A 13,440-nucleotide genomic window follows, 5' to 3' on the forward strand; every position below is an offset into this window, starting at 1 on the left:
TTAATAATTCTACATTTGTAAAGCATCATTCATCTTATTTCAACTTTTTTTGCACGATCGGATCAAATGAGGAAACTATGTTTTACTAGATGTGAGCTTTGGTCATTAGCAACTGAAGCAAAACATAAATTCCATTATTTTATAAATTAACCCACACTATTCCATATATATTTCTTAAGAAAAAAAGAGCACTCCATAGAGTGCTCATAGAGATCGTATCCCTTATTATTAATATGTCATTAAAGTGAATACATCATAACCATCTAATTTTTTACGACCATCTAAATAAGATAGTTCAATTAGGAATGCGATTCCTACAACGATTCCACCTAATTCTTCAACAAGTTTAATTGTTGCTTCAATCGTTCCACCAGTTGCTAATAAGTCATCTGTAATTAAAACTCTTTGACCTGGTTTAATCGCATCTTTATGCATTGTAAGTGTATTCTTACCATATTCTAAATCATAATCATATGAAATTACTTCGCGTGGTAATTTACCTGGTTTACGAACTGGAGCAAATCCAACTTCTAATGCGTAAGAGATTGGACATCCTACAATAAATCCGCGAGCTTCAGGACCAACGACTAAATCGATGTCTTTTTCTTTCGCATATTTTACGATTTCATCTGTAGCAGCTTTATACGCTTTTCCATCAATCATTAATGATGAAATATCTTTAAATTGAACCCCTTCTTTTGGCCAATTTGGGACAATTGTAATATAATCTTTAAAATTCATTAACTAACTTCCTCCTGATTTATATATGAGAAATTTGAAGTTTTAAGAAAAACGACTTTAATTCATCACATGTTGAGTATAAAAATATTCGTTCTAATTCGATATTTAAAAGTTTTTGTTCATATGTTCTTGATTGAGTTAAATCTTTTTTATCACTTTGTGGCAATAAACGAATTTTCCCATCTTCTATTGTAACAAATTCTAAATCAAAAAACACCTGTGTCATAAAATCTAGCTGACTTTTTTTCCAAACCATTTTTTTACAAAGAGCTTCTTCATATTTCTTTATGTCGAAAGGATTCGTATTTGCAAGGATTCCATAGTATTTTTTAAAGTTTTCTCTACTTGGAATAGGAGTAAATAAATGTGAATCTTCTTGCTCAAAGATAAGATAAATCCGTTTAGGAAAACTGTCTTGAAATAGACTTTTCATTTCATCTTCATTATTTGGAAGACTTAAGAGTACTAAATAAGCATTTGATAGATCGATTCCATTTTGAACTTGGTCATAAGAAATAAAATGAGCTAAAGGATATTTTCTAGACAATTGTTCAGTCTTATATTCATTATGAGAAACAAATATTAACTGATCTTCCTCTACAGAAAAATTTATTTTACTAACATCTTGTCCTCTATAATCAAATAATTGCCAGTCATCAACTTTTATATCCTGTAACATCATTTGTGGCTTTCGTAATCCATTCCACTCATTAATGGATAACATTCCTAATACTGATACTTTTGCTGTCGGTGAAATCTCACTAACTACTTGTCCAAAACTAAAACCAACAACATCTAACATTGCTTCATTATCTTTCAATTGGCATTTCAAGTGATTTCCATCACTACCAATTTGGCGTAAACCAGCAATGTTTACATCTTTAATTTCAATAAAAGGTTTCGGATTATGCATTCCAAATGGTGCTAATAAATTTATTTCATTTATAAGTGAAATAGTGACGTCTTCAACAGTACACTTAATGTCTACTTCTTTCAGTGGTGTAAAATCTTCTTCTGTTAGTAATTCATCTGCATACTGATTAAGTCTTTGACGTAGTTCTTCAACATCATCAATTGCAAGTGTCATACCCGCTGCAAGTGTATGTCCACCAAAATGAGGAAGAATTTCTTTGCATTTAGACAAATTATCAAAAAGAGAAAAGCCTTCAATACTTCTTGCAGAACCTTTAGCGATTCCTTTTTCGTGATCAATACTTAGTACAATGACTGGTTTATAATATCGATCAACTAACCTAGATGCAACAATTCCAACAACGCCTGCATTCCATCCTTCTTTAGCTAAGACGAACACTTTATTCGAACAAGAATCATCAAGTTGATTAACTTGTTCAATGGCTTCTTCCGTCATCATATTAACTAATTCTTGTCTTTCTCTATTTAATCCATCGATTTGCTGGGCTTGTAATTTCGCTTGGTTTTTATCTTGCTCAAGCAATAAATCAACAGCAGGCTTAGCATCTCCTAAACGGCCAACTGCATTAATACGAGGTCCTAATGCAAAACCAATTGTTTCTTCTGTTATTGAATCAGAAGTGATCCCACTTATTTCTAATAATGCTTGAAGACCAACGAATTTTGTTTGACGGAGCTGACGAACACCTTTTTTTACGATCAATCTGTTTTCATCAACTAACGGAACTAAATCAGCAACGGTACCAATCGATACGATTTCAAAAAACTCCTCAGGAATTCGATTTAGTAAAGCTGTTGCAAATTTAAATACAACACCTACACCCGCTAACTCTTTAAAAGGGTAATTCGGACTTAACTTTGGATGAATCGTAGCAATTGTATTAGGTAATACCTCTTGTGCTTCATGGTGGTCAGTAATGATGACGTCCATTCCTAACTCATTTGCAAAATTTACTTCGCTTACGGCAGCTATTCCAGTATCGACCGTTATAATTAACTTATACCCTTGATCACTTGCCCACTGAAATGCTTTTTTATTCGGTCCATATCCTTCCGTAAAACGGTTAGGTATATAAAAATCTACATCTGCTTCTAATTTTTTCAACGTTAGCAATAAAACTGTTGTACTACTAACTCCATCTGCATCGTAATCACCAAAAATCAAGATCTTTTCTTTTTGGTCAATCGCTTTTCTAACGCGTTCAACTGCAATATCCATTCCTTCAAGTAGAAATGGGTCATGAAAGCTCATATTTTCTTCATATAAAAATTTTTCTGCTTCATCAATTTTTGTAATACCTCGATTAACGAGTAATTTAGCTAAAAGAGGGGATATATTTAATTTATTACTGAATAATTCTTCTACTTCTAGATTTTCTTCTTTCTGTTTCCATCTAGCTTTTGCTTTTAACAACTTTATCACCCCTAACTGTCTTATTATACTAAAGCTGATCTATTGGATGAAAGAGTTAATTGTCTTATTGGAATGGAAATCAACTTATCACAATCTTAAATAGCAACTAAGTTTATGAAAATAACCTTTAGAAAAGAGACAAGACAAAAAAAAGAGCGTAAGTATGAACCTACGCTCTTTACAACTTATTTTGCTTCTTCAACAGTTTCAATCACTTTATTTTTATTTAATTCACGTGTTTTAATCATCAACCAAATTTGAGAAGCAACGAAAATAGAAGAATACGTACCTACAACTAACCCTACTAATAAGGCAATTGAAAAGTTTGTTATAGATGAGCTACCAAATATTAACAATGCTAATACGGCAACGATTACTGTCAATACAGTTTTAACTGAACGGCCAAGCGTTTGACGAATTGATTCGTTCACTACTTCTTTTAATTCGTCCACTGTACGGATTTTCTTCTTTAACTTCATATTTTCACGAACTCGGTCAAATGTAACGATCGAGTCATTAATTGAGTAACCAACGATTGTCAGTACTGCTGCAATAAATGTTACATCAACTTCTAATCTAAAGATACTAAAGAACACAACGATAAAGAATGCATCATGTAAAAGCGCAAGAATTGCCGATATTGCATATGAGAATTGGAATCGTATCGAAACGTATAAAATAATTCCAAGGGATGCAATACATAATGCTTTGAGTGCATTCATCGCAAGCTCTTTACCTACGATTGGATCAACTGTACTTATGTTTGGTTCACTTCCAAATTTTTTACTAAAATCAGATTTAACTTGTGCAATTTGATCTTTTGATAAAACACCTTTAAACGTTAAAGAACCTGATTTAGCACCATTTTGTGAAATTGAAATTTCTTCAGGCTGCTTAAGTTTTAATGTTGTTATTTCTTGTTGAACAACTTGTTTTGTTATCGTTGTATTTGATTCAAACGTAACCCGTGTTCCACTTGCAAAGTCAATTCCTAAATTTAGTTTGAAAATTGATAGGATAATCACTCCGACAATTAACGTTACGATTGATAAATATAAAAACTTTCGTCCAACACTAACAAAATCGATTTTGTCATATTTTGTTGGTGGATGAGCTAGATTATGATTTAAACCTAAAATTTCGCTTTCTTTAACTGAGAACCATGATTTTTTCTTATTTAAATATCGGCTTTGTACTAGTAAAGATAATAATAGTCTAGAACCGAATACTGCCGTTACGAAACTTACAAAAATACTAACCATTAAACTTGTTGCAAACCCTTTTACAGAGCTTGTACCAAATGCAAATAATACTACTGCAGCTAATAAAGTAGTGATGTTCGCATCAAAAATCGTACCAAAAGAACGATGGTTCCCTGCTCGATATGCTGCTGCGACTGATTTTCCTAACTTCAATTCATCTTTTATTCGTTCGTATGTAATAATATTGTTATCTACTGCTATCCCTACCCCTAAAATTAATGCCGCTATACCCGGTAAGGTTAGAACTGCATTCATCCAATCAAACACTAATAACGTTAAATATAGATAAGCTGAAAGCATAATACATGCAATAAGACCAGGCAGTCTGTAAAAGAACAACATGAATAAATAGATGACAGCTATACCAATTGCGCCTGCAAAAATTGTTTCATGAAGTGCATCTTGTCCGAATTTAGCGCCAATAGATGTAGAATACATTTCTTCTAAATTAACCGGTAATGCACCTGCATCAAGTAAATCTGCTAATTCTTTTGCGTTTTTCACAGTAAAGCTTGGGCCAACAATTGAAAGTGAGTCCTGTGTAAATACTTGGTTTACTGAAGCAGCTGATAAATATTTCGGATGTGGCTTAGCTGATTCTTTTTTAAATGAATCTTTTCCTTCTTGGAAATCAAGCCAAATAACCATCATATTGTTAGGAGGACCCATATTTAAGACTTTTTGAGTCACTTGTTTAACTTTACTTGCATCTTTGAACGTAATCACAACATCCGGATGACCATTTTCATCAAACGACGACTTTGCTCCGCCCGGTTTTAAATCCTTCCCACTCATCAGGACGTGATCATTTACATCACGAATTGTTAAATTAGCTTCTGTTGATAAAATACTTCTAGCTTTTGCTTGATCTTTTACCCCAGCTAATTGAACACGGATTCGATCTTTCCCTTCGACCTGAATATTTGGTTCACTAACCCCAAGAACGTTAACACGCTTTTCAAGGGCTGTTGCGGTACTAAGTAAAACACTTTGATCAATTTTGTCTCCTTTTTCGATCGGCTTAACCTTATAAAGCACTTCAAAACCACCTTGTAAATCAAGGCCAAGCTTAATGCTTTTGGCTGTGCTCATTACAGTTGTCCCAATCACTGCTGCTAATACGGCAACAATTAAAAAGAAGGCAACAATTCTGTTTCTTTTTACCATGTTGTTGGTTTCCTCCTCTAAATCCTTCAGCTCAGTTGAACAGAATGATTTTTAATCATTCTTTTATTATACTAACGCTGATTTTTTATTGTCAATTTATGTTAAATTGAATCACCAAACTGCCAATTAGGAGATTTAAATGCCTCAATTCTGACATAGTTCATGTAATCGTTAATCGTCAAGGATAAAATGTCTTCTACTAACTGAAAAAGTTTAGGTTCATCATCCATTTTTCTCCATATAGAGTTTTTTAAACAATCCCATAAATCATCCATAGAAACTGTATCATAACCTAACAATTCAAATTCCTCTAACTTACTTACCAACACAACTTGTAATTGTGGTCGAAATTTCTCTACATGATGATTGGTTATAGACATTTCTAACCCTCCTTAAATTTCTGTATTTTTAGAAAACTAAACTTGAACGATTAGATAACTATTTATTGAACTTGTCATGCTTGGCCACTTGACTAGCATATATATAATTGTAAATCATTCTAAGCTATTTGAGAAGGTGGTAACGTCATGTCTAAGCAAACCTTTTTGCGCGGGACTTTTTTCCTGTTAGTTGCAGGGTTTATTACACGTATATTAGGATTTATTAATCGAATTGTTGTAGCTCGTATAATGGGAGAAGAGGGCGTTGGACTATATATGATGGCTGTGCCTACGTTATTTTTAGTCATGACGTTAACTCAGCTGGGCTTACCGATTGCAATCTCAAAACTTGTGGCAGAAGCAATTGCTCAAAATCGTCGTGATCAAATAAGAAAAATATTAGCGATTTCCATGTCAATTACAGGCATACTTAGTATTATTTTCACAGCAGCTATGATGTTTTTATCACCATTTATCGCAAAACATCTTCTTACTGATGCACGTACGATGTATCCATTATTAGCAATCGCTCCTATTGTACCAATCATTGCTGTTTCATCTGTTTTACGTGGGTATTTCCAAGGCATACAGAATATGCGTCCATCCTCATATTCACAAGTGATCGAACAAATTGTACGAATTGTATTAGTAGCAGTATGTACGAAAGCATTTCTTCCTTATGGAGTAGAATATGCCGCAAGTGGAGCTATTCTTTCATCAGTTATTGGTGAGTTAGCGTCACTCTTAATTGTAATCTATATGTTCAAAAAAGAAACAAAGGCAGGATTTATAAAAGGTTTTAAACAGAACATCAGTGGTGGAAGAAAAACGTTAAACAGCTTGTTACAAATCGCTTTACCAACAACTGGTAGTAAACTGATTGGATCAATTTCAATGTTTTTAGAACCAATTGTCGTATCTCAAAGTTTAGCTATCGCTGGTTTAACTACATCAGTTGCGACGAAGCAGTACGGTTTACTTTCAGGATATGCACTTCCATTACTTCTCCTACCAGCTTTTATTACTTACGCCTTATCAACTTCTCTAGTTCCCGCAATAAGTGAGGCAATGGCAGTAAAAGACAAGAAAACCGTTGAAAGAAGACTTCAACAATCATTACGGTTTTCAATGATTGCAGGTGGATGGTCAGTCGTTATTTTATACGTATTTGCTTCGCCAATTCTCCAATTAATGTATAAAAGTGACCAAGCTACCCCATTTATTTTATTACTGGCTCCTTGTTTTATTTTTTATTATTTCCAAGGTCCATTACAAGCAGTACTACAAGCACTAAACTTAGCAAATTCAGCAATGATTAATAGCTTTGTTGGTACAGTCGTAAAAATTGGCTGCATTTTACTTCTTGCTACTAACCCTAAATTCGGTATTACTGGAGTAGCATTAGGAATTTGCATAAGTGTTGTTACCATCACGATTTTACATTATGTTACTGTTTTAAAAGCTATCCAATTTACGATTTACTTAAAAGATTATCTTTACTGCTTGTTAATCATCATTGGATGTGTTTATGTCGGAGCGTTTATGAAAAATACAGTATTCTTTTCAAAGTCTTTATTAATTCAAACTTTTTCTTGTGTTTCGATTGTAAGCCTTCTTTATTGTTTATTACTTTTATTATTTAATCTTATTAAAAAAGAGGAAATTAAACGGATCGCTTCTTTTAATAAGCGTATATTTTAAAGGCTGTTTTCGTAAACTTTGTTGCTATTTCAGTATGTGTAAGTTGATTGGGTAAATAGTAAAGGGAAAAGGAGTAAATGAAAAGTGATTAACCATATAATCCCAGCGTTAATTTCTTTTGTAGTCGTTTCAATTTTATCTCCACTATTAATTGCTGTTTTGAGACAACTTAGGCTCATTCAACCGATAAGAAAAGAACTTCCTTCAGATCATCAGTTAAAAAAAGGCACTCCGTTAATGTTTGGAATTATTCTTTTTGTAGGAATTATAGTATCAATTCTTTTTTCTCCTACTCCATTAATGTATTTCTTGTCTATTACCTACATTCTTTTTAGTTTTGTTGGGTTTTTGGACGATTTTTGGAAAGCTTCTCGTCAAGATCCAGGAGGGGTATCGGGTAAGACAAAACTTATTTTTCAATTTATTTTTACAGGTTCTTTGCTTTTTTACGTGATCAACGAATTAGGCATAGACACCAGCATTACTATTTATAAAAATATTTCCTTAGAGCTTCCAATGGTATTATATGTTTTTGTCATCACATTGTTTGTCGTAGGTTCTGCAAATGCCATTAACTTTACGGATGGATTAGACGGTCTTTTAGGAGTTGTTGCTATCCCTACATACTTTTTCTTTTTTATGATATCAGACAGATCAGAGGTGCAAATTTTTTGTTTAATTATGATTGGATGTTTACTCGGCTTTCTTATTTATAATGTCTATCCTGCCAAAGCATTTATGGGGGATACGGGATCATTAGCTATAGGGGGATCGCTATCATTTCTTGCTGTTCTTGAGAAAGTTGAAATTTTAATTCCCATTTTGTTCTTTATCTATTTTGCTGAAGTACTTTCGGTTATTTTACAAGTTTTGTCATTTAAACTATTTCATAAGCGTATTTTCAGAATGACACCGATTCACTATCACTTTCGTTTAAAATATGGGTGGTCCGAAAATACAATTGTCACTTTTTTTGGATTTATTTCTTGGGTTTGTGCTTTTATCTGTTTAGCTTATTGGAGATTTCTTCTAAACCCATAAATAAAGTTATAATCACTCCAATGAATATTAGAGGTAACCAGGCAATGCACAATGTAAAAAAAATATACCAAGGTCGAAAATCTGCCACCGCATAAATTGATGAACTAATCAATATCCCGATAATTAAATAAACGGAGATGATTTCCATTTTGTCATCGAACTCCTTTTTAATATTATAAAAAGGTGCACTTGTAGGTGTACTAAATTTCGGCATAATATTAAAGTTTTTTTTGTTAAAACGAACTTCGACTTGAAGATCGTTTTAACTAGGAAATCCACATATATAGTATCCCTGTATTCAATTACAAAATTAGATAAACTTCTTTGTTCTATAACAAAATGGCCCGTTTATTGAAAAACGTCTTCATGTAATTTGATTGTTCGAGTTTAAATATACAATCGAGCTTGTGAATATTTACACTATCCTGCCAGTTAGTGGAACAAGAAAAAGGAGCTGCAACTACAACTCCTTGTTTCGCTCAAGCATCCGTTTATTCAACAAAATTTGACTAATTACAACCCGTTATTTCTCCCAAAGCTCAACTAGTCTACCTTCAGGATCTTCAATCCAAATAAACTTACCATATTCACTAATCTCTTTTTCCTTTACAAGAGGTACACCAATTTGTTCAAGATGTTTAATAGTCTCGTTTAGATTATAAACTTGGAAATTTAACATCACTTGCTGTTCTGTTGGGAAATAGTTGTCATCTTCAGTAAAGAAAGAAAAGATAGTTTCATTTCCTGATTGGGATTTGATAATAGTCCCATTCCAATTTTCTATTTCAATCTTCAACACTTCACTGTACCATTTTTTTATAGCATCTAGATTTTTAGTCCTCCAAAATATTCCTCCGAAACCTTTTATCATAATAATTATCTCCCTCACTTCTCTATTTTCATTAATTTTTCTATTAAATTAGAAATTCAAGAAATATAAACAAATTCCTTCTTTAACCAACCTGCCATTTAGTGCATAAAAAAAACCGACTAAATAGTCGTTCGTGATGTTCAACTAAAGCTTAGTTACATAAAGATCAAACATACCATGCATCGTCAGGGAATTTATTCCATTCCAATTTAAAACTTTTTGCTTTGAGTTTAATACTACAAAAATTATGTGTTTTCCAATCTGTACCAAACATTTCAAATATGAAATATTCATCAACTGGCTGTTGCTTAAACTCTAAATATTCCATTTCTTCCAAGTCAGTAAGTAAACGTTGCCGAACATCCAAATAACACGTAACTAGTTTGATTCCAACTTTATTTGTACTTTACATTTTAATGAAGATCCAAAAGTATTGAACTATCGCTTACCGCTAAATTAATCTCGGTAGTAAATTTTGTAATAAAAAATGCACCTTCATTGTTAGCCGAGTCTAACAATAGTGGTGCATTAAGAGATTATAAGTGGTTTTTGTCATTCATAATTCCTTTTTCAACAGATACTTCTTTCTTACTCATTGAAATTAACTTCAGGGTTTCCGAATAATACCATGACCCTCGAATAGGGATTAAAGAGCAGTCCAGCCGCCGTCAATGACTAATTCAGATCCTGTCATAAATCGAGATTCATCAGAGGCCAAGAAAATTGCACCATAGGCAATATCTTCTGGTTCACCGAAGTATGGAAGCTGTGTATATGTTTTATAGTAAGGTAGCGCATCTTTCATCGTTGGTTCTGTCATCGGTGTGACTACGATACCTGGGTGTAAAGAATTGACGCGGATTTTATCCTTTCCATATTCAACAGCTGCTGATTTTGATAAGACACGCAGTGCGCCTTTTGCTGCTGTATATGGGCTTGTACCAGCCATACCGACAAGGCCACCGATTGAAGAAATATTGATGATTGAACCTCCGCCTGCTTTTTTCATTTCAGGGATAACATATTTCATTCCGATTACACATCCATTTAAGTCAATATCCAAAATTTTATTCCATTCATCCATTTCCATGTTTGCAATAGTTTTTGGTGATGAAACGCCTGCATTATTAACAAGGACATCGACTTTTCCATATAATTTCACTGCTTCTTCAATAACAGATTTCCATTCCTCTTCAGATGTAACATTATGTTTAATCGCTACAGCCTCGCCGCCATTTTCTTTAATGTCCTTGACGACTTGATTCAAGGCTTCTAATTGAACATCTGTCGCAATCACTTTAGCTCCTTCTTTTGCGAATAGTTTTGCTTCGGAAGCACCCATTCCCATCGCAGCTCCAGTAATGATCGCCACTTTCCCGTTTAAACGTCCCATATATGAACACCCTTTCATTTTTGAATTAAATAAAAATTTAACATTTCTTCCAATCCTTAGTTTTACGGCCAATACCACAAAGGTATAATGGCATAAACCTCATGGAGCGTACTTCATCCGTATACCTATTTACCTTATCAATTCAGAAAAAATACAAGTTTAGTACTCAGGCTTCTTGTGCTTACTGTATTGGAACTTACTCTAATTTTTTTCAAAAGAATAAATGAACACTGATTTATATAAACTATCTCTAAATCTTTGAGTAAACAATTATTTATAAAGTTAAGCCCCCATCGACAACAACAATTGAACCATTCATATAACTCGCTTTTTCTGATGCTAAATAAGCGACCATTTCCGCAAGTTCTTCAGGAGCAGCATAACGGCCAATTCGCATATTCGGTAACTCTTCCGGGATGTAACCACCTTTTTCAAACTGCTCAGTAACACTAGCTGTTAATGCGGTTTGCACTCCCCCTGGACATAGTGCGTTAATTCGAATACCTTTTTTTGCATATTCCAATGCAACACCCTTGGTTAAACCTATAACTGCATGTTTGCTTGCAGAGTATACAGCTACGCTATGTTCTGCGCGAATTCCTGCAGTAGAAGCAGTGTTTATAACGGAACCAAATCCTTGTTCGTCCATCACTTTCAATACATATTTCAATCCAAGGAATATTCCTTTCACATTAACGGACATAATACGGTCAAATTCTGATTCTTCAATCGAGGTGAAAGGAGCGAACTTTTGGATTATACCCGCATTGTTAAAAAATACGTCGATACGTCCATACGCTTCAACAGCTTTATTTACATAGTTTTGAACATCTTCACTCTTCGATACATCTGCTTGAATGAAAATTCCTTCTCCACCTTGTTCTATAACAAGTTTTAATGTTTCTTCTCCTGTTTCTTTATTGAAATCAACCAAAACGACTTTTGCCCCCATAGATGCCAATTTAATGCTGCTAGCTCGTCCAATTCCACTTCCTGCTCCAGTAATAACTGCAACTTTATTTGTTAGTTCCATGTTTTATTCCCCCTCATATTCAGCGGACGTATTTGTAAAAATTCGTTCCGCACCTCTTGGTGTAGATTAACCATTCGTTTCTCATCTACCAACTATTAACGATGAATTATTTATAATGGATCCTTCCAGATACCCCATCTGTAATAATCGCTACTTTACCGGTTATCTATCCAAAATCTATTCTCTATAAATATTTAATTTAATAAAAACATTTGAAATGATTACGTAATCGTGAACAAATAAGCAACTAGTTGTTTTATCAACATTGTGTTGATAAAATAATTATAACAGTCATCTAAAAAATAACAATAAACATGGTTCGTAGATCAGTTGTTTAATTGACAGTTGGTTAAGAAGTGTTGATAAATTAGAAAAAGTAATACAAGGAGATTGAAAATGTCGAAAAAAATGGACCCACGAGTTGTACGAACTCGTCAAATGTTAAGAGACGCACTGGTTGAATTAATTCACGAGCGAGGATATGAGAAAATTACAGTTCAAGATATTACAAGTCACGCAACTTTAAATCGCGCCACCTTCTACCTACATTATCGTGACAAACTTGACCTTCTATATCAAAGTTCAGAAGAAATATTAAATGACTTAACCGAGAGTATTAACTCATCTTTTGATGGAAAAGAAGAATTTGACTTTTCAGGCGATAAACCGCATGGGGTTTTTATTCATCTTTTTGAACAAATTTCGCAAAATAGTAGATTATATAAAGTTTTTCTGACCGAAAAAAACATGCCCCACTTCACTTCCTGTTTAATGGATGTCATCATTGATTTTATTTCGAAAGGAATGAATAGTGTGCAGCCGGATGATCAGATGCTTACCGTACCACGGGAGATCGCTGTGAGGTACTTTGCTGCTGCTTTTCTGGGGGTGATTGTATGGTGGTTAGAGGAGGACACGCCGTACACGCCAAAATATATGGCAACACAGGTAATGCGCCTTGCGATAAAGGGGCCATACATTAATAACCCTTTTTAGAACTAGTAGCTTTTAGAGCTTAACTCGAACTAAAAGGGTTATGCCATTACTATTAAAATCAAGAAAATTTGGTTTTTTTGTTACTCCCTAAACCACCTTTAAGAAGAAATGTTCATTACGATGCATTTAATGATTCTTTATGGGGAGGTCTTTCAGAGATATCATCGGAAAAAGTTGCATTAATATGGACAGATTTTAACAAATTGCTTGATGAGGGGTTTAATGATTTTTTACAAATATCTGAGTGTATATATAAAATAGCTGAAGACCTTACACATACTGAATATGGAATAGATCATGAAGTTAAATTTAAAGTATTTCTTCTTGGTGAAGGAAAAAATTTTCCTACCATTTAAGAATTTTTTATGTAACTAACTCATGCATTAGTTCAACATCAGACATTTATTATGGAGAAAAAAGATGAATAGATGGAAGTTTGATAGTGGTTCAAAAAAGAAATTAAGAGGTCTTAGAAGAAGGTTTAATACTCTTGAGAAAGATATCGTAT

11 protein-coding genes are annotated in these 13,440 nt (G+C 33.5%); 4 read left to right on the forward strand and 7 right to left on the reverse strand.

All coding sequences use genetic code 11. The features are described from left to right. Nucleotides 1-228 precede the first annotated feature (228 nt). From J5Y03_RS01355 to J5Y03_RS01370, 4 genes are all read right to left on the reverse strand, one after another. Nucleotides 229-741, reverse strand: a complete 513-nt coding sequence (locus J5Y03_RS01355; protein ID WP_209401633.1) for an adenine phosphoribosyltransferase — start codon at nucleotides 739-741, stop codon at nucleotides 229-231. Between the two features lie 19 nt (nucleotides 742-760). Continuing rightward, complete coding sequence (recJ, locus tag J5Y03_RS01360; RefSeq protein ID WP_209401635.1) at nucleotides 761-3,088, reverse strand: single-stranded-DNA-specific exonuclease RecJ; 2,328 nt, start codon at nucleotides 3,086-3,088, stop codon at nucleotides 761-763. A gap of 185 nt (nucleotides 3,089-3,273) precedes the next feature. Beyond that, nucleotides 3,274-5,517, reverse strand: coding sequence for a protein translocase subunit SecDF (secDF, locus tag J5Y03_RS01365; protein WP_209401637.1), 2,244 nt, complete (start codon nucleotides 5,515-5,517; stop codon nucleotides 3,274-3,276). A gap of 101 nt (nucleotides 5,518-5,618) precedes the next feature. Continuing rightward, on the reverse strand, nucleotides 5,619-5,897 hold the full coding sequence (locus J5Y03_RS01370) for a post-transcriptional regulator (RefSeq protein WP_209401639.1): 279 nt from the start codon (nucleotides 5,895-5,897) through the stop codon (nucleotides 5,619-5,621). A gap of 147 nt (nucleotides 5,898-6,044) precedes the next feature. Here J5Y03_RS01370 and spoVB point away from each other — a divergent pair, with 147 nt between their 5' ends. Both spoVB and mraY read left to right on the forward strand, forming a co-directional pair. Beyond that, nucleotides 6,045-7,598 carry a stage V sporulation protein B gene (gene spoVB / locus J5Y03_RS01375; protein ID WP_209401641.1) on the forward strand — a complete coding sequence of 518 codons (1,554 nt, stop codon included), beginning with the start codon at nucleotides 6,045-6,047 and terminating at the stop codon, nucleotides 7,596-7,598. An 84-nt stretch (nucleotides 7,599-7,682) separates the two neighbouring features. Continuing rightward, a complete protein-coding gene (gene mraY / locus J5Y03_RS01380; protein ID WP_209401643.1) occupies nucleotides 7,683-8,639 on the forward strand; it encodes a phospho-N-acetylmuramoyl-pentapeptide-transferase in 957 nt (318 codons plus the stop codon). Nucleotides 8,640-9,162: 523 nt separating this feature from the next. Here the strand turns inward: mraY and J5Y03_RS01385 are convergent. The 3 genes from J5Y03_RS01385 to J5Y03_RS01395 form a co-directional block, all read right to left on the reverse strand. Continuing rightward, nucleotides 9,163-9,510, reverse strand: coding sequence for a VOC family protein (locus tag J5Y03_RS01385; RefSeq protein ID WP_209401645.1), 348 nt, complete (start codon nucleotides 9,508-9,510; stop codon nucleotides 9,163-9,165). Nucleotides 9,511-10,156: 646 nt separating this feature from the next. Further along, entirely contained in the window at nucleotides 10,157-10,903 is a 747-nt protein-coding gene (locus J5Y03_RS01390; protein WP_209401647.1) for an SDR family NAD(P)-dependent oxidoreductase, read from the reverse strand. 274 nt (nucleotides 10,904-11,177) lie between these two features. Then, entirely contained in the window at nucleotides 11,178-11,936 is a 759-nt protein-coding gene (locus tag J5Y03_RS01395) for an SDR family NAD(P)-dependent oxidoreductase (protein ID WP_209401649.1), read from the reverse strand. Nucleotides 11,937-12,332: 396 nt separating this feature from the next. On the opposite strand from J5Y03_RS01395, the gene J5Y03_RS01400 reads away from it, so the two are divergent. Further along, nucleotides 12,333-12,932, forward strand: coding sequence for a TetR/AcrR family transcriptional regulator (locus tag J5Y03_RS01400; RefSeq protein ID WP_209401650.1), 600 nt, complete (start codon nucleotides 12,333-12,335; stop codon nucleotides 12,930-12,932). A gap of 77 nt (nucleotides 12,933-13,009) precedes the next feature. After that, complete coding sequence (locus J5Y03_RS01405; RefSeq protein ID WP_209401651.1) at nucleotides 13,010-13,288, forward strand: barstar family protein; 279 nt, start codon at nucleotides 13,010-13,012, stop codon at nucleotides 13,286-13,288. Nucleotides 13,289-13,440: the final 152 nt, after the last annotated feature.

Origin of the sequence: Gottfriedia endophytica, assembly GCF_017814275.1 — a bacterium.
Classification (GTDB): Bacteria; Bacillota; Bacilli; order Bacillales; family Bacillaceae_G; genus Gottfriedia; species Gottfriedia endophytica.

Coding starts and splice junctions, on each gene's coding strand:
- J5Y03_RS01355 (WP_209401633.1), bottom strand. CDS start 741: ATGAATTTTAAAGATTATATTACAATTGTCCCAAATTGGCCAAAAGAA.
- secDF (WP_209401637.1), bottom strand. CDS start 5,517: ATGGTAAAAAGAAACAGAATTGTTGCCTTCTTTTTAATTGTTGCCGTA.
- J5Y03_RS01370 (WP_209401639.1), bottom strand. CDS start 5,897: ATGTCTATAACCAATCATCATGTAGAGAAATTTCGACCACAATTACAA.
- spoVB (WP_209401641.1), top strand. CDS start 6,045: ATGTCTAAGCAAACCTTTTTGCGCGGGACTTTTTTCCTGTTAGTTGCA.
- J5Y03_RS01385 (WP_209401645.1), bottom strand. CDS start 9,510: ATGATAAAAGGTTTCGGAGGAATATTTTGGAGGACTAAAAATCTAGAT.
- J5Y03_RS01390 (WP_209401647.1), bottom strand. CDS start 10,903: ATGGGACGTTTAAACGGGAAAGTGGCGATCATTACTGGAGCTGCGATG.
- J5Y03_RS01395 (WP_209401649.1), bottom strand. CDS start 11,936: ATGGAACTAACAAATAAAGTTGCAGTTATTACTGGAGCAGGAAGTGGA.
- J5Y03_RS01400 (WP_209401650.1), top strand. CDS start 12,333: ATGTCGAAAAAAATGGACCCACGAGTTGTACGAACTCGTCAAATGTTA.